Source organism: Streptosporangium sp. NPDC020145, from assembly GCF_040631275.1.
Taxonomy (GTDB): Bacteria; Actinomycetota; Actinomycetes; order Streptosporangiales; family Streptosporangiaceae; genus Streptosporangium.
In genome coordinates, this window is sequence record NZ_JBEXZT010000033.1 from 1 (window position 1) to 16,927 (window position 16,927).

Genomic DNA, 16,927 nt, shown 5'->3' on the forward strand with positions numbered 1-16,927 from the left:
CGGTGCCGTGCGTGAGGGGTTTCGGCTTGGGCGCGTCGGTGTCTGGACTGAGGAGTGAGGGAGCGAAGCGGACGAACGACGAGGGAAGACACCGACGCGCCCAAGCCCGCGCCGCCGCAGGCGGCGCAAAAAGGCACAGCACAACTACATACCGATCGCGAACACGAACGCCGCTGAGAGGACGGTCAGGGCCACCACGGCGCAGCGGCTCAGGGAGCGGCCCCTGCGTAGTGCCAGGAGCAGTCCGATCACGAACACGGCCACGAGGAGGGTGTCCCAGGGCCAGAATCCCCGGATGTACTCGGGGCCGCCCCGGAGGGTTTTGTCGAGCCCGTCGATCGCGACGATTCCAACGAGCGCGCCGCTGGCCAGGTCGCCCCACACGTCACGTCGTCCGCTGAAGTAGGCGAGTACTCCGAAGGTCGCGAGGGTGGCGACGGTGAGGTTCACCGTCGGGCCGTTGCTGCCGAGGACCATTCCCGGCCCTCTGGCGGTGAAGTTGAGCAGGTTCGCGCCCGACTCGAAGATCGTGGCGGCCAGCAGTGCGATGAGGGGGCCGAAGCTCGCCAGCGCGCTGGTCAGGGCGGCCCAGCCGAATCCCGCGGCGGTGCGTCCCACGATCACGACGAACAGGACGTACGCGTACGGCTCGTAGAGCGAGTGGATCAGTTGTGGCCCGTAGGAGAGCAGCGCTCCGGCCGCGCCGAGGATCATGCCGACCAGGAGGGAGAGCACCATGTGCAGAAGGATTGCCCGCTCCTGCCGGTCTCCGGCGAGGTAGTCGTATTCGAGCGTATGGTCCGATCCCGCCAAGGTCAGTGATCCCCCGATCGCATTGCCCCCATAACCATGCAAAGCATATCTGACCTGCAAGAATGACCCAAATACCCCAAGAGATGGTCAAGAGGAGCGCCGGGAACCCGGCCCGCGCAACGGCCGCGTCACCCTGGCCGCCCGGCGCCGTGGTGGGACAGAATCACCCTCAGGGGCGGTCACCGCTTGGGAGGCGACATGGCACCGGAGAACAGGCCGTTGAGGGTCGCGGTCGTCGGCTCGGGACCGGCCGGTCTCTACACGGCGGAGGCCCTGACGAGGCAGGCCCCCGGAGCCGTCGAGGTGGACGTGCTCGAACGGCTGCCGACGCCGTACGGGCTGGTGCGCTACGGCGTCGCCCCGGACCACACCTCGATCAGGTCGATCGCCGACTACCTGCGACGGGTCCTCGAACTGCCGAACGTCCGCTTCCTCGGCGGTGTGGAACTCGGCCGGGACGTCTCGGTCGCCGACCTGCTGGCCTGCTACGACGCCGTGGTCTACTGCACCGGTGCGCCGGTTGACCGGCGGATGGGCGTGCCGGGCGAGGACCTGCCGGGAAGCGCGGCGGCCACGGACTTCGTGAACTGGTACTGCGGCCATCCCGAGGTGCCGGCCGACCGGTTCACCCTCGACAGTCCCGAGGTCGCGGTGGTCGGCGTCGGCAACGTCGCGGTGGACGTGGTGCGTGTCCTGGCCAAGTCCGCGCGGGAGCTGCGCGCCACGGACGTGCCCGAGGAGGTGCTCGCCCGCCTGGCGGCCAGCCGGGTGCGGGTCATCCACATGATCGGCCGCCGGGGGCCGGAGCACGCCAAGTTCACCCTGAAGGAGCTGCGGGAGCTCGGCGAGCTGACGAACGCGGACGTGCACGTGCGTCCGGACGAGTCGGCGGCCGACCTGTCCCGGGCTTCGCGCCAGGTCAGGGGGAACGTCGAGGTGCTACGCGGCTGGGCGGCCCGCACCCCCGCCGGTCGTCCCCGGCGGCTTGAGGTCCGGTTCTGGATGCGGCCCGTGGAGATCGTCGGCCGGGACCGGGTCGAGGGGCTCAGGCTCGAACGGACCAGGCGGACCGAGGACGGGATCGTCGGGACGGGCGAGTTCGAGACCCTTCCCGTCGGGATGGTGCTGCGCTCGGTCGGCTACCGCAGCCTCCCGCTGCCCGGCGTGCCCTTCTCCGAGCGGACCTCGACCGTGCCGAACGAGGCCGGCCGGGTCCGTGACCGCGAGTACGTCGCGGGCTGGCTCAAGCGCGGCCCGACCGGTGTGATCGGCACCAACAAGTCCGACGCCGCGGAGACCGTCCGCACGCTTCTGGCCGATCTCGCCGGCCGTGCGCCCGTACCGCGCGGCGGCCTGGACGCCCTGCTCGCCTCACGGGGCGTCTCCCCCGTCACCTACGACCGCTGGCTGGCCATCGAGGCCGCGGAGATCGCCCTGGCCAGGACGCTGGGCCGGGGCGAACGCGTCAAACTCCTGGGCCTGGACGCCATGCTCGACGCCGGCGGCCGGTGACCTCACCCGGCTCGGCGGGCCCTCCCCGACGCGTGGGCCGCGACGAGGAGGGCGACGTCAGTCGATCAGGGCCCGCCACTCACGGACCCTGCGCGCCTCGACCGGGTGTGCCCACGAGGCCCGTACGGCACCTCCGACGTGGAAGGCGCGTACGCCGTATTCGAGCAGCGCCGGGACGTGTGTGGGCTTGAGCCCGCCACCGGCCATGATCAGTGGCCCGTCCCCCGCCTCGCAGCGGGTCTTGAGCACCCGCAGGCCGTCCCCGACGCCGCTGGGCGCGCCCGAGGTGAGCACGGTCGCGAGGTTGGGCAGCAGCCGTACGGCCCGCCACCCCGCCTGGACGTCGGCCGCGTGGTCGACGGCCCGGTGGAAGGTCCAGGGCAGCGGGGCGACGGCGTGGATGAGCGCCTCGGTCGCGGCGAGGTCGACCGTCCCCGCCTGGTCGAGGAAGCCGAAGACGAACCCGGCCGCGCCCGCCTCCGCGAGGGCCTTGGCGTCACGCCGCAGGCTCTCCAGAGTCTCGGGCCCGGCCAGGAAGGAGGCCTCGCCGCGCAGCATCACCATCTGCGGCAGCGCGCACTCCTTGGAGATCGCCGCGACCGTCTCCACCGCCGGGGTGAGCCCGTCGGACGCGATGTCGGCGACGACCTCAAGACGGTCGGCACCGCCCTCCTCAGCCGCGACGGCGTCGCGGACGTCGAGCGCGATCACCTCAAGCAAGGAACCGGTCATGGGGTGAGGCTATCGGATGACTTTGTCCTGGGATCGCCGTGGTTCAGACATGTTCGGCGAGGGAGGAGTCGTGGCTGCTCACAAGCGGTCCACGGCGTCCGCCGAGCCCGCGCCGGTCGGTGAACGGCAGCGCCGTGCCGAGGCCGCCGCGCACGCCTCCGGGCCGCTGGAACAGCGCTCCCGAGGCGCGGTGCGGGAGGTCCACGGTGCGCAGGTGGGTGAAGCGCTGGCCCCGGTAGTAGTCCTGGAGCCTCATGTTGTCCTTGGAGCAGTCGAGCCTGAGCCAGCGCCCTCCGGCGGCCACCACCCGCAGGCCCGCCCAGTCGAGCAGGGCCCGCCCCAGACCGAGACCGGAGCAGGAGCGGGCGACCGACAGCTTGTGGACGTACAGCGCGGCGCCGGGGAGGTCCTCCGCCTGCCAGAACTCGGGGTCGGCGTTGCCGTCGAGGGCGATGGTGGCTACCACGCCCCGCTCGCCCTCCACCAGATACATGTCACCCGTCTCGATCAGCGGGGCTATGCGCGCGGCGGGGAAGCCTCCGGCGGGCCACTGCCGTACGCCTCTGCCGTTCAGCCAGTCGGCGGTCTCCGCCAGGAGGGTGAGGACCTCCCCGAGGTCGGCGGCGGTCGCGGTGCGCAGCGCGAGCGGACGCGCGGTGACGGTACCGACGGTGTTGGAGTGCATGATTGATCCCTTCGTTGCACAGGGTGCGTGAAGAGGCACGGAGAGTAACCGTTCGATGACGCACGGTGTCCATGCCGGCCCAGGCGAATGCCTAGGGGTCCAGGGAGGGCGGGGGCAACGGCCCGCGCCCTGCCGCCTTGGGCGGGCGGCCCGGCAGGCGCCCGCGGCGCGGGCGTGCTGGGAGCCGGCCCGGCCGGGCGGTCACGGAGATGTCAGCGGCTTTCCAGCTCGTACCTGATCAGGTGCTTGTCCGCGGGGAGCACGGAGACGGCGACCCGGACGGGGGTGTCTCCCTCGTCGTAGCCGACCCTGATGTAGACGACGACCGGCGTGCCCGACTGGAGCTGCAGGCGGTGGGTCTCCGAGGTGTTCGGCATCCTGGCCCAGATGTCGTCGACCATGCGGACCTGACGGTGGCCCAGCTCGGTCAGCACCCTGTTGGCGCCGCGCGTGATGTCGCCGGGACGGGCGATCTCGGAGTCGGCGACCAGGGACAGCGGGAAGTAGGAGTCGTTGGTGTTGTACGGCTGGCCGTCGACGAAACGCAGCCTGCGGCGGACCACGGCGAACTCGTCGTCGGCCAGTTCCAGCCTGCTGGCGATCTCCTCGGCGGGCTGCACGATCGCGACCTCGATGTGCTGGCTCGGCACGCGCCCCTCCTGGGAGACCGCCCAGGCGAAGGCCTCCTTGGTCTCCTCCGGCTGCGGCTGGAGCTCCCGCTGGGGGTGGATGAGCAGCGGCCTGCGTTCCCTGACGACGGTTCCCCTGCGGGGGGTGCGGGTGATCAGGCCCTCGTTGACCAGCTCTCCGAGGGCGAGCCGTACGGTGTTGCGGCTCACCTGGTGGATGCCCATGAGCTCGACCTCGGTCGGCAGCTGATCGCCCGGCCGGAGCGCACCGGAGTAGATGGCCCTCCGGAGTTCGGAGGCCACCAGCTGATACAGCGTTGACCGCGGCATTAAGTCCCCTTTGTGCCAACAAAACTAGACGATTTGGTTTTACCGGGGAACAGCCTCTTGACCCAACCTCTCGTTACCCGCATCATCCAATCGTTGGTACAAATCCATCGAAAGGTCGGCAAGGGGGTGAACGCCGGTGCCATCGGTCCGCGTGGGCGCGCCACGCCCGTCCCGGCGCGACCTCGGCGGTCCGACGCGCCTACTGCGCTGCGCGTCGCCCCGCCACGGATTCCCCCACACCTACCAGAGCGATGGGGACGGCACACGAGTGCTTTCGGTACCGACAGATCTGACCCTTTGGTGGAGAAATAGGTTTTTTGTCCGAAATGAGAAAGGCGGCATCCGCCCTCTCTTCCGGCGCCACCAGGGTCCGGTCTTCGGCGACACCCCCTCCGGGGAGGCGCGGGTTCCTCAGGTCCGCGTCTCCCCTGTCACCGGCCCCCGGCGCGGGTAACCGGTTCGAGGACCCCAACCCTCGCCGGGGTCCTCGCATCGCCGCGCCGGGCAGGAGCGCGTCCTGGCGGGTCCCCCACGCCCGCCAGGACGCGTCTCCGCTCTCCCGCCCGTCCGGCGGCTCCGGCGACTAAGATCACCCCATGCGGTCGGGGCGGAAAGTCGGGCTGCTCCTGGGTCGTCCCCAGATCTTCGACGTGACGCTGGTCGTGCTCCTCTGCCTGCCCTCGCTGATCGTCCTGCCCTTCACCCTGCTGGACGACGATCCGGACACGGCCATGAGGGCGGGGCTGTTCCTGCTCGCCGTCCCGCCCCTTCTGGCGCGGCGCCGCCACCCGGTCCCGGTCGCCGTCGTGATCGCGGCGCTCGACATCGCGGGGCGCCTGACGATCACTCCTTCCCTCTCGATCCTCGCGGCGATCGCCCTGTACGGCCTCGGCCGCCACACCACGACCAGGAGGGCGTTGGCCGCCTCCCTCCTCCCGGTGACGGCCGCCTACGCCGTCACGTCCTCCGCGTCCCTCACGGCGGGCCCCCAGTCCTCCGGCGCGTTCGCCTTCGGTGCCCTCTTCCCGCTGGTCCTCACCGGCGCCGGTCTGCTGGCGCGATCGAGGGCGGAGACACGACGGCTCAAGGAGAGCATCCGGACCGAGGAGGCGGTGCAGGCCGAACGCCGCCGCATCGCCCGTGAACTGCACGACGTCGTCGCCCACCACATCACCGTGGTCAGCGCGCTGGTCGGCGGGGCCAGAGTGAACCTGCCCACGGAGCCGCCCGAGGCCACGCAGGCGCTGCTGGCCGCCGAGCAGAGCGCCAGGCAGGCCCTCACCGAGATGCGGCACCTGCTGAAAGTGCTACGGGCCGACGGCTCCGGAGGCGACGACGGGCCCGTGACCGTCCCGTCCTCCCCCGGCGGCTTCGGCCTGGTGGGGATGGCCGAGCGGGTCGCGCTGTGCGGGGGAAGCCTGGACGCCGGACCGGGACCGGCGGGCGGCTTCCGGGTCCACGCGAGGCTGCCGCTGTGATCACCGTGCTGCTGGCCGACGACCACACCCTGGTCAGGACCGGATACCGGCTCATGCTGAACGCCCAGCCGGGCATCACCGTGGTCGGCGAGGCCGCCGACGGCCTGGAGGCCGTGGCGCCGCGTCTGCTCCTCGGCCTCATCCGCACCCACGTCAGAGGCGCCCCGTCCCAGGCGCCCGCCCGGATCCGGGGCCGGACCCCTCTCGACGGGCTCACCGCGAGGGAGCTGGAGGTGCTGACGCTCATCGGCGGGGGCCGCTCGAACGCCGAGATCGCCGACGCGCTCGCGATCTCACCGAACACCGTGAAGAACCACGTGACGGCGTTGTTCGCCAAGATCGGCGCACGGGACCGGGCGCAGGCCGTGATCGTCGCCTACGAACGGGGCCTGGTCAGACCAGGAGAGTAGGACCCGGCTCCCTGTCCGGGCCGCCGCGGACGGTCCCGTGGCAGGAGGAAACGCCCGCCCCTGCCGGAGAGCCTTGGGGCATGACAGCGATACGGGCCATCGGCCTCACCAAGGAGTACGGCGGAACCACGGCCGTCGCGGGCCTGTCCTTCGACGTCAGACCCGGTCTGGTGACCGGTTTCCTGGGGCCGAACGGAGCGGGCAAGTCGACCACGATGCGCATGACCCTCGGCCTCGACCGGCCGACCTCGGGGACGGTGACGGTCGGCGGGGTGCCGTACGGCGAGCTCAGGCACCCGCTGCGCAAGGTCGGCGCGCTGCTGGACGCCAAGGCCGTGCACGGCGGGCGCAGCGCCCGCGACCACCTGCTGGCCATCGCGCGGAGCAACGCGATCCCCGCCTCCCGGGTCGGGGAGGTGCTGGAGACGGTCGGGCTCGGCGGGGTGGCCGGGCGGCGGATCGGAGGGTTCTCGCTGGGCATGTCGCAGCGGCTCGGGATCGCCGCGGCGCTGCTGGGAGACCCGGAGATCCTGCTGTTCGACGAGCCGGTCAACGGGCTCGACCCCGACGGGATCCTGTGGATCCGCACGCTGATGCGTGACCTGGCCGCCGAGGGGCGCACCGCCTTCGTCTCCAGCCACCTCATGAGCGAGATGGCCCAGACCGCCGACCGTCTCGTCGTCATCGGCAGGGGGAGGCTGATCGCCGACGCCGGGATGGAGGAGTTCATCGGGCGCAGCTCGCAGGGGTACGTCCGGGTGCGCTCGCCGTACCTGGCGGAGGTGGCCGGGTTGCTGCCCGGTGCCGAGACGCACGGGGACCACCTGCGCGTCACCGGGCGCTCTCCCCTTGAGGTCGGGACCGTCGTCGCCGCGCGGGGGCTGGCGGTCGAGGAACTGACCCTCGTCAGGCCGACCCTGGAGGCCGCCTACATGGAACTGACCAAGGACAGTCTGGAGTACTCCTCATGATCGACGTGATGCGGTCCGAGTGGACCAAGGTGCGCTCGGTGCGCTCGACCGTGTGGACCCTGGGCGCCGTGACGGCGCTGATGGTCGCGCTCGGCTCGGCCGGGGCGCTGGTCGCCGTGAGCGCCGGGGACGGCGGGCGCCTGTCCGACCCGGTCTCCGTCAGCCTGATGGGCATCATGCTCGCGGCGCCGGTGACGGCGACGCTGGGGGTGATCGTCGTCTGCGGCGAGTACCGCACGGGCTCGATCCGCGCCTCCCTGGTCGCGGTGCCGGACAGGCTGAGGTTCCTGGCCGCCAAGGCCGCCGTGCTCACCGGGGTCACGTTCGTCGTGGGCGTCGTCGCCTCCTTCGCCGCCTTCCTCGCCGGTCAGGCCGTGTTCGCCGGGCGGGCGGCGGCGGTCTCCCTGGCCGATCCCGGCGTGTTGCGGGCCATCGTCGGCGCCGGGCTCTACCTGGCCGCGGGCGGGCTGCTCGGGCTGGCGCTCGGCACGTTGATCAGGCACACCCCGGGCGCGATCGTGGCGGCCTGCGCGCTGCTCATGGTGCTGCCGACGCTGGTCGCGTTCGTGCCCGGCGAGCTGGGCAGGAGGCTGGTGGAGCTCACCCCCTCGAACGCGGGCAGCCGGATCGCCCTGGTCAGTCCCGTCGGGATGGGGCCCTGGACCGGCTTCGCCGTCTACCTGGCCTGGATCGCGCTCCCGCTCGTCGTCGCCGTTCCCCTGTTCAGGCGCCGTGACGCCTGAACAGGCCGGCACGCGAAACGGGCTGTCCTCGCGGCGTCGCAGGTCGCGGGGACAGCCCGTTCTGATGGGGATTACCCCCGATCGATTACTTCAGGCCCGCGTCCACGGCGTTGGTCAGGGTGCCGGGGTCACCGGACATCTCCCAGATCATCACGCCGAGCAGGTTCTTGCTGCGGAGCCATGCGGTCTTCTTCGCGATCGTCCACGTGTCGTCGAAGGTCCACCACTGGCCGCCGTTGCCGGTGTAGCAGTAGGTCGCGACCGACTGCTCGTCGTGCTTGATGGTGCACCCGGGGACGCTGGCCAGCAGGTTGCTGTATCCACGGGTACCGGCCTCGTCTTGGAACTGGCCGGGCGCGGCGCCGGTCGCCGACTGCCACTCACCGGACTTGCCGCCGTCGGCGACCCCCTGCCAGCCACGCCCGTAGTAGGCGAGACCGATGGCGATCTTGCGGGGGTTCACCCCGGCCTGCAGGTAGGCGTTGACGGCGTTCTCCACGCTGAAGTGGAAGTTGTACGGGTCGTCGTTGTCGGCGTACAGGTTGGCCTGGTGGCCGGCGACGTTGGGCTCCCACGAGTTGTCGCTGCCCGATCCGTGGAAGTCGTAGCCCTGGACGTTGAAGATGTCCAGCGACTTGGCGACCTCGGCGAGCTCCCAGCCGGCCTCGATCTTGGCGGGGTCGGCGGGGGTGAAGGCGGTGAGCTGGTAGCGCTTACCGGTCTCGACGGTCAGGGCGTCGAGCTGCTTGCGGAACTCGGCGATCAGCAGGGTGTTGTTCTGCTTGTCGTTGGCGCCGATGTGGTTGCCCGGGTGGCCCTCCGCGCCCGGCCACTCCCAGTCGAGGTCGATGCCGTCGAAGATCCCGGCAGCGCTGCCCGGGCCGCCGGCGGCGTTGTAGGTGGGCAGGTTGCCCTTGATGTAGGTGTCGATGCAGGAGGAGACGAACTTCTTCCTGGCGGCGTCGGTGGCGGCCACGTCCGAGAAGTACTTGGAGTAGGTCCAGCCGCCGAGCGAGATCAGGATCTTCAGGTTCGGGTACTTCGCCTTGAGCTTCTTGAGCTGGTTGAAGTTGCCGCGCAGCTTCTCCCAGCCGGTGTCGCCGACACCGTCGACCGACTGACCGGCGCTCATCGGCCTGGCGTAGTCGGCGTCCGCGTCGCCGGAGCCGTCACCCTGGTTCGGGTCCTGCGGGTTGCCGCTGGTGCCCTTGGTCACACCCTGCAGACAGGTCAGGTTGACCGGGTCGATGTTGCCGAAGGCGTAGTTGAGGTGGGTCAGCTTCGCCGCGACGCCGGTGGTGTCGAGGTTGCGGACGAAGTACTGACGGCCGTAGATGCCCCACTGCACGAAGTAGCCGACCCGGGCGTAGCCACTGCCGATGATGTCGTCGGTGGTGACCTTCACCGCGTTGCTGGCGTCGGAGACGTTGTCGTAGGTGTCGCGGGCCTTGACCGTGAAGGTGTACTCGGTGGACGGCGAGAGGCCGGTCACCGTGGTCGAGGTCGAGGTCGAGGTGGTCAGCAGGGTCGAGCCGCTGTAGATCTCGTAGTTCGCGACCTCCTCGTTGTCCGTGGAGGCACCCCAGGTGAGGTTCACGGTCGAGGAGGACTTGCCGGTGCTGCGCAGGTTGGTGGGCGCGGTGGGCGGCTGGGTGTCGTCACCGGCGTTGTTGGTCGTGACCTTCAGCGGAGGAGTGGCCGCGGAGAGCGTGCCCTTCCTGTCCTTGGTCTTGACGGTGAAGGTGTACTCGGTGTTCGGGGTCAGGCCCGAGACGGTCGCGGTCGTCCCGGTGACCGTGGCCGCCACGTCGCTGCCCTTGTAGACCTGGTAGCCGACGATGGGCAGGCTGCCCTGGGTGGCCGCGTCCCAGGCCAGGGTCACGGTCTTGGTGGTCTTGACCGGCGAGCGCAGGTTGCCGGGGACGCCGGGCGGGGTGTCGGCGGCGCCGTCACACCTGACGTCGTTGATCCGGCAGTTGTCCGGCTCGGCGGAGGCGCTGCTGAGCGTGAAGGTCGGGCTGTAGGGCTCGGTCGAGCCGTGGGCCGCGACGTTGGTGTTGTAGTGGGCCGGGCTCAGCGTGACCGAACGGCCGCTCTGGCTGATCGAGCCGTTGTCGGCGGAGCTGGCGGTGACACCGGCGGGCAGGTCGAAGGTGATCGTCCAGCCGTTGAGCGCGGCGTCGGTGTTGTTGTTGACCACGAACTTGCCACGCGACCCGCTGGCCGAGTAGGTCGCGGTGACGGGCGCGTCCGGCGGGGGCGGGTCGCCGCTGCCGTCACAGTTGGCGTTGTTGATGGTGCACTTGGTCGGCTGGACGGCCGAGCTGAGCGTGAAGGTCGGGCTGTAGGGCTCGGTGTTGCCGTTCGCCTTCACGGTGTTGATGTAGAAGGCGGGGGTCAGCTTCACCTTGGTGCCAGTCTGCGAGATGGTCGCATTCTGGGCACCGCTCGCCGTCACCCCGGAGGGGAGTTCGAAAGTGATCGACCAACCGGTCACAGCGGTGCTGTTGGGGTTGCTCACCACGAACTTGCCCTGGTTGCCGGTGAGGGTGAAGGCGGCTGTCAGGCGAGCGGCTGCGTGGGCGGGGATCGACAATGCGGCCATCGCGGCCGCCATGGCGAACACCACCAGCACAGAAGCTAATCGGCGCATGTTGATGCTCTTTCCTTTAGGAAAGTTTCCTAATAATTATGCGGATCGTAACCCTGACCCCCGGGCTCTACAAGACCCAAAATGGTTGTAAAAACGGCGGGAGGCCGCCCCGGCCCTGGGCGGCCTCCCTTATGAAAACCGTTCTCGGAAAATGGAACGCTCCCGTACGGCTCAGCGGTCCGCGCGGGTCCGCCCACCGTCCTCCCCGCCCTCGGAAACGGTTTCCGGATCGGCCTTGGAAAGGGTTTCGGACAACGGCCGTCCCCTTCTCGGCATCACCAGCACGGCCGGCACGCCGAGCACCACGACGACCGTCATCGCCAGGAAGACGTGGTGCACGGCGAAGGCCAGGGCCGAACGGGCGGCCTGCGCCCCTGGACCGTCCAGCGCGGCGGCGACGTCGTCGACCGAGCCGACGGAACCGGACGACAGCAGGGACAGGCTCGCGACCGCCGCGAAGACCGCCGTGCCCACCGCGCTTCCCGCGCTGCGGAAGAACACCACCCCGCCCGTGACGACGCCACGCCGTTCCCAGCCGACCACGGACTGCGCGCCGACGAGGCAGGAGACCGAGACCAGGCCGAGCCCGGCGCCGTTGACGAACGCGCACAGGCCCGCGTAGACGAGCGGCGAGGCCGGGCCCAGCAGCGTGAACATCACCGCCGAGACGACGACGAGCACCATCCCGGCCAGGGTCGTGGCGCGGAAGCCGTACCTCAGATAGAGGCGGTCGGCCAGTCCTGCGGCCAGCGGCCAGCCGATGGACTGCGTGGCGAGTGCGAACCCGGCGGCGACCGCGCCGACCCCGAGCACTCCCTGGGCGTAGGTGGGCAGGTAGAGGGCGGGGGCGATCAGCACCACGCCGACGAGCGCGCTGCCGAGGAACGAGCCGAGCAGCATCCGGTCACGCCAGACCCACGGCGGCACGACCGGCTCGGCCGCGTGCCGCTCCCAGCGCAGAAAGGCCGCGAGCAACACCAGACCGGGCGCGATCAGCCACCAGACGGTCTCCTGGAGCCCGATCATCACGGTGACGACGCCCGCCGCGAGCAGGGCGGTGCCGAACAGGTCGAGGCGGTGCGGACGGCGTTCGACCGACTCGCGCAGGAACACGGTGACCATGGCCAGCGCGGCCACCCCGATCGGGAGGTTCAGCAGGAAGACCCAGCGCCACAGCCCGAACTCCGACAGCAGGCCGCCCAGGGCCGGGCCGAGCAGCGCGGAGCCTCCCCACACCGTGGACATCAGCGCCGAGATGCGTCCCCGCTGGGCCAGTGGGTAGAGGTCGCCCGCGATCGTCTGGGTGATCGGCAGGATCGCTCCCGCCCCGATCCCCTGCACCGCCCGCGCCACGATGAGGACGGGCATGCTCCAGGCCACACCCGCCAGCAGCGACCCGGCCAGGAAGGTCGCCGCGCCCACGAGCAGCATGGGTTTGCGGCCGTAGACGTCGGCGAGCCCGCCGTAGATCGGGGTGCACACCGCCTGAGCCAGCATGTAGACCGCGATGACCCAGGGGAAAAGGGAGAAGGCCCCCAGGTCGCGCACGATCGCCGGGACCGCGGTGGCCACGATCGTGGCGTCCATCGCGGCCAGGGCCGTGCTGAGCATGAGCCCGGCCACCACCGGTCCCCGTCGTGTCACAGCCGCGTCACCGTCTCTCCCCGTGAGGACACCGTGGTCGGAGTCCTCTCTCCCCAACAGACGCGGGCGAACGCCTCATTCCATGGCATGTCCCCTTGTTTCCCCGGACATCGCTTCTGCCGGGAAGCCGCCGCTGTGACGGCCCTGTGACGTCTTCGCCTGGCGGAGCCGGGCCGGTGGGCCCTAACGTGCGCACCATGACCACAGATGGGCGCTCGGCGCACATTCTCGACGTCCTGATCACCGAGTTCGGCGAGTCGATCAGGCGTGACCCCCCGGCCTTCCGGCGCAAGTTCAGGAAGATGGCCGCCTCCCCGTTCGCCTTCTACCGCGGCAGCGCCTGCCTGTTCTACGCGGACATGGCCGGCTCCTTCGCCGACACGGCCTTCCTCGACGACCAGACGAGCCGGGTGTGGATACACGGCGACCTGCACGCGGAGAACTTCGGCACCTACATGAACGCCTCCGGCGTCCTGGTCTTCAACGTCAACGACTTCGACGAGGCCTACGTCGGCCCCTACATCTGGGACCTCAAGCGGTTCGTGGCCAGCGTCGCGCTCATCGGCTACGCCAAGGCGCTGTCGGACGAGGTGATCACCGACCTGGTCTCGGGGTTCGCCAAGGCCTACCTCACCGAGCTGACCGGCATCTCCGAGGGCGGGGACGAGGCGATCGGCTCACTGACGCTGGAGACGACCACCGGTGTGCTGCACCGGGTGCTCCAGGTCGCCCGGCTCAACACCCGGGTCGCGCTGCTCGACGTCGAGACCACGATCGACAACTTCGAGCGCAGGTTCGCCATCATGGACGGCCGTTATCCGGTCGACGAGGAGACCAGGCACGCCGTCGAGGCCGCCTTCGCGGAGTACCTCACCACGCTCCCCTCGTCGGTCCCCGCGGTCGAGCACAGGATCAAGGACTTCGCGCTCCGCATGGGCGTCGGCATCGGCTCGGCGGGCCTGCCGTCCTACAACATGCTCCTTGAGGGCCACACCCAGGCCCTGGAGAACGACGTCATCCTCTACATGAAGCAGGCCCAGGTCCCGGCCGTCGCCCGGTACATCACCGACGAGAAGGTACGCGGCTACTTCAGGCACCAGGGGCACCGTACGGCGGAGTCACAGCGGGCCCTGCAGGCCTACGCCGATCCCTGGCTCGGCCACACGACGCTGAACGGCGTCGGCCAGCTCGTCGCCGAAGTCTCCCCCTACTCGGCCGACCTCGACTGGGGCGACGTCAACGAGCCGGAGGAGCTCGCCTCGGTGATCGGCGACCTCGGCAGGGCCGTGGCCCGCATGCACTCCGTCGCCGACGACGAGTCCAGCCACGACCTGGTCGACTTCTCGACCGAGGACGCGATCGTGAACGTGATCGGTGCCGACGCCGCCGGGTTCACCCGTGTGCTCGTCGACTTCGCCCACGCCTACGGCGCGCGGGCCAGGGCCGACCACCAGCTGTTCGTCGACCTGTTCCGCAACGGCCGGCTGCCCGGCCTGTGAGCGTGTTCCGCCGTTCCCGCGGCCCGGGGGCGGCGGAACACGCTGGATCAGGCGTCCCCCGCCAGCACCTCGGCCGCGGCCTGGCCGCACACCTTGGAGGAGCCGTGGGTGGCGATGTGGACGGCGCCGAGGTCGGAGCGTCCCGGCAGGCCCATCTCGACCACGACGGCGTCGGAGCGCGCCGCCAGCAGGTGCTGCAGGGCGTCCATCTGCCAGGGGTGACGGTGGGCGTCGCGGACGACGGCGACCAGCGGCCGGTCGGTGGCGGCGGCCAGCACCCCCTCTACCGCGCTCCCGGTCGCCCCGGAGGCGTCCAGGCGCGTCACCGTGGTGCCGGGCAGCAGCTTGCCGAGCGGCTCACCGACGCCCCAGGGCGTGTCCTTCTCGATGGCCAGGTTCATCTCGGGGGCCAGTTCGAGCACGTGGGGCGGGGCGGCCAGGGGAAGGGAGGCGCTCGCCGAGCGGCGGGTGATCCGCAGCGCCCGCCTGGCCGCCTCAAGGCCGATGGAGACGTCTCCCGGACGCGAGGGCGCGGGGTCCTGCCGCCTGGGGGCCGAGGCCGCCCACAGGGCCAGTTCGCACACCCGCCGTGCGGCGTCGGCCAGTCTCTCCTCGGGAAGCCTGCCCTCGATCACCGCGTCCACGATGGCGTCGCGGACGTCGATGGCGGTCTGCTCGTCGGAGTTCTGCCCGCCGATGCAGATCGCGTCCGCGCCTCCGGCGATGGCCAGCGCCGAGGCGCCGCCGATGCCGTACGGGCCCGAGACGGCGGTCATCTCGATGCCGTCGGTGATGATGACGCCCTCGAAGCCGAGTTCGACACGGAGCAGGTCGTGCAGCACCTTGCCGCTGAGCGTCGCGGGCACGCCCGGGTCGAGAGCGGAGACCAGCAGGTGGGCCGTCATGACCGTGCGCACGCCCTCGGCGATCGCCGCGCGGAAGGGCCGCAGCGCGACCTCGCGCAGTTCCTCGGCGGTCGCCGTGACCAGCGGGACGCTGTGGTGGGAGTCGACCGAGGTGTCCCCGTGCCCGGGGAAGTGCTTGGCGCAGGCGGCGACGCCCGCCGACTGCAGGCCCCGGATCCAGGCCGCGGTGTGCCGGGAGACCAGGTCGGGGTCCGCGCCGAAGGAGCGCAGGCCGATGACCGGGTTGTCGGGGTTGGAGTTGACGTCGGCCGAGGGTGCGAAGTTGAGGTTGACGCCGGTCAGCGCCAGATCGCGGCCGAGGTCGGCGGCGAGTTCCTCGGTGAGCGCGACGTCGTCGACGACTCCGAGGGCGAAGCTGCCGGGGCGCGTGCTCCCTGCCGCCGCCTCAAGCCGGGTCACCTCTCCCGACTCCTCGTCGATGCCCACGAGAACCTGCGGGTTCTCCGCGCGCAGCGCCGCGGTGAGGTCGGCGACCTGGGAGGGGGTGGCGATGTTCCTGGAGAAGAGCACCACCCCGGTCAGGCCCTCGCTCAGGCGTCTGCGGACCCAGTCGGGCGGTGACTTGCCCTCGAATCCCGGGAGAACAACCGTGTCCGCCAGACGAAGCAGCTCTTGGCCGCGCTTCATGCACCCTCCTCGCCTCATGGCCGGCCGGCATCTCATGCCGAGGACACGCGGACACCATGTTGTGTTCACAGGCGTGGGAGGAAGCGCTCCCATCGGCCTTGCGCGCAAATCTAATAGGAAACTTTCTTTATCGCTAGGGGGCTGACCATGGGCCTTCCGTCAAGATCCTGCGATCCGGAGTGACACCTGGTACCCGGGAACGCTCCAGGGGCGGCAGGGGGAACGGTCACCGGAAGCCACGGGACGTGCCGGGTGCGTCACCATGGGCGATCTTTGAGCGAAACCATCCGTGTGGCGCGCGCCAGCGAAGCCGGATCCGTCACGAGCCCCCTCCAGAGGCCGGACGCGCTCCAAGAAAGAGGAGGCATGTCCAGAGAAGTGACGTTTATGAGTTTTGTCGGTAAGGGAAGGCTTTCCCCTCCCCTTACGGAAAACCGAAACCCATCCCGCGCCCACCCGGGCACGAGCCGTACGGCGCGGCGCCGGAGAGCGGCCCCGTCACGCCGTTCCGGACAGGCGCCCGGCACGGGGCGAATGCCGCGATGAGCTGGTTCGTTCGCGCGAACAAGCGATTACGCAAAGACTCATAATGGAGGACGTGAACACGAGAAAGAACTCCGGCGCCACGACCACCTCCGTCAGACGCCAGGGTGCGACCAGGCGCGCGGCCTCATCCGGCTCCGCCTCGGAGCGCCGCGAACACCTCGTGAAACTCGCCGCCGACCTCTTCGCCCGCAAGGGATTCCAGGCGACAACCGTCCGCGAGATCGCGGAGGAGGCCGGCATCCTGTCCGGCAGCCTCTACCACCACTTCGACTCCAAGGAGACGATCGTCGACGAGGTGCTGACCACCTTCCTCGACGACCTCGTCGGCCGCTACCGCACGGTGCTCGACCGGCGGGAGGACCCCCGCACGACCCTGTCGGAGATGGTCCGCGTCGCCTTCGGCACGCTCGAACCACACCGCGCGGCGATCACCGTCATGCAGAACGACTGGAACTACCTGCGCTCCCTGCCCGGCGACCGCTTCGACTACCTGGTCAGGACCGAGGAGGAGGTCGAGCGCATGTGGGTCGAGCAGATCAGGCGCGGCCAGGCCGCCGGGCAGCTCCGCGGGGACATCGATCCCAAGCTCACCTACCGCATGGTCCGCGACAGCATCTGGGTCACGGTCCGCTGGTTCAGGCCGGGGGGACGCCTGAACACCGCGGGACTCGCCGACCACTACATCACGGTCCTCCTCGACGGCCTGACGACCGGCGAGCGGGCCTGAGC

At 70.4% G+C, this 16,927-nt stretch carries 14 protein-coding genes; 7 read left to right on the plus strand and 7 right to left on the minus strand.

Annotated features, from left to right (window positions below; all coding sequences use genetic code 11):
- Positions 1 to 144 precede the first annotated feature (144 nt).
- Entirely contained in the window at positions 145 to 813 is a 669-nt protein-coding gene (locus tag ABZ463_RS36150; protein WP_362783548.1) for a hypothetical protein, read from the minus strand.
- Positions 814 to 1,011: 198 nt separating this feature from the next.
- Between ABZ463_RS36150 and ABZ463_RS36155 the strand changes: the two genes are divergently transcribed.
- Positions 1,012 to 2,325, plus strand: coding sequence for an FAD-dependent oxidoreductase (locus ABZ463_RS36155; protein WP_352008442.1), 1,314 nt, complete (start codon positions 1,012 to 1,014; stop codon positions 2,323 to 2,325).
- Between the two features lie 57 nt (positions 2,326 to 2,382).
- Here ABZ463_RS36155 and ABZ463_RS36160 read toward each other — a convergent pair whose 3' ends face one another.
- The 3 genes from ABZ463_RS36160 to ABZ463_RS36170 all read right to left on the minus strand — a co-directional run bounded on the left by ABZ463_RS36160 (position 2,383) and on the right by ABZ463_RS36170 (position 4,701).
- Positions 2,383 to 3,057: a copper homeostasis protein CutC gene (locus tag ABZ463_RS36160; RefSeq protein ID WP_362783552.1), complete on the minus strand. Its 675-nt coding sequence runs from the start codon at positions 3,055 to 3,057 to the stop codon at positions 2,383 to 2,385.
- Between the two features lie 43 nt (positions 3,058 to 3,100).
- Complete coding sequence (locus ABZ463_RS36165; protein ID WP_352008440.1) at positions 3,101 to 3,742, minus strand: GNAT family N-acetyltransferase; 642 nt, start codon at positions 3,740 to 3,742, stop codon at positions 3,101 to 3,103.
- 212 nt (positions 3,743 to 3,954) lie between these two features.
- Positions 3,955 to 4,701: a GntR family transcriptional regulator gene (locus ABZ463_RS36170; protein ID WP_352008439.1), complete on the minus strand. Its 747-nt coding sequence runs from the start codon at positions 4,699 to 4,701 to the stop codon at positions 3,955 to 3,957.
- A gap of 596 nt (positions 4,702 to 5,297) precedes the next feature.
- Here ABZ463_RS36170 and ABZ463_RS36175 point away from each other — a divergent pair.
- The 4 genes from ABZ463_RS36175 to ABZ463_RS36190 all read left to right on the plus strand — a co-directional run bounded on the left by ABZ463_RS36175 (position 5,298) and on the right by ABZ463_RS36190 (position 8,303).
- The gene (locus tag ABZ463_RS36175; RefSeq protein ID WP_362783557.1) at positions 5,298 to 6,179 is read left to right on the plus strand and encodes a histidine kinase; all 882 of its coding nucleotides are present in this window, start codon (positions 5,298 to 5,300) and stop codon (positions 6,177 to 6,179) included.
- Entirely contained in the window at positions 6,176 to 6,589 is a 414-nt protein-coding gene (locus tag ABZ463_RS36180) for a response regulator transcription factor (RefSeq protein ID WP_362783560.1), read from the plus strand. Before ABZ463_RS36175 ends, ABZ463_RS36180 begins: the two co-directional genes overlap by 4 nt.
- Positions 6,590 to 6,669: 80 nt before the next feature.
- Complete coding sequence (locus tag ABZ463_RS36185) at positions 6,670 to 7,560, plus strand: ATP-binding cassette domain-containing protein (RefSeq protein WP_362783563.1); 891 nt, start codon at positions 6,670 to 6,672, stop codon at positions 7,558 to 7,560.
- A complete protein-coding gene (locus ABZ463_RS36190; RefSeq protein WP_362783567.1) occupies positions 7,557 to 8,303 on the plus strand; it encodes an ABC transporter permease in 747 nt (248 codons plus the stop codon). Before ABZ463_RS36185 ends, ABZ463_RS36190 begins: the two co-directional genes overlap by 4 nt.
- A gap of 85 nt (positions 8,304 to 8,388) precedes the next feature.
- On the opposite strand, the gene ABZ463_RS36195 is transcribed toward ABZ463_RS36190, so the two are convergent.
- Entirely contained in the window at positions 8,389 to 10,956 is a 2,568-nt protein-coding gene (locus ABZ463_RS36195) for a glycosyl hydrolase family 18 protein (RefSeq protein WP_362783570.1), read from the minus strand.
- Positions 10,957 to 11,127: 171 nt separating this feature from the next.
- Complete coding sequence (locus ABZ463_RS36200) at positions 11,128 to 12,600, minus strand: MFS transporter (RefSeq protein ID WP_362783573.1); 1,473 nt, start codon at positions 12,598 to 12,600, stop codon at positions 11,128 to 11,130.
- A 197-nt stretch (positions 12,601 to 12,797) separates the two neighbouring features.
- Between ABZ463_RS36200 and ABZ463_RS36205 the strand changes: the two genes are divergently transcribed.
- Complete coding sequence (locus ABZ463_RS36205; protein ID WP_352008432.1) at positions 12,798 to 14,099, plus strand: DUF2252 domain-containing protein; 1,302 nt, start codon at positions 12,798 to 12,800, stop codon at positions 14,097 to 14,099.
- Between the two features lie 47 nt (positions 14,100 to 14,146).
- Here ABZ463_RS36205 and ABZ463_RS36210 read toward each other — a convergent pair whose 3' ends face one another.
- Positions 14,147 to 15,652 (minus strand): glycoside hydrolase family 3 N-terminal domain-containing protein, encoded by a 1,506-nt coding sequence (locus ABZ463_RS36210; RefSeq protein ID WP_352008431.1) that lies wholly within the window; start codon positions 15,650 to 15,652, stop codon positions 14,147 to 14,149.
- 598 nt (positions 15,653 to 16,250) lie between these two features.
- Here ABZ463_RS36210 and ABZ463_RS36215 point away from each other — a divergent pair.
- The gene (locus ABZ463_RS36215) at positions 16,251 to 16,925 is read left to right on the plus strand and encodes a TetR/AcrR family transcriptional regulator (RefSeq protein WP_352008430.1); all 675 of its coding nucleotides are present in this window, start codon (positions 16,251 to 16,253) and stop codon (positions 16,923 to 16,925) included.
- The last annotated feature ends 2 nt before the right edge of the window (positions 16,926 to 16,927 follow it).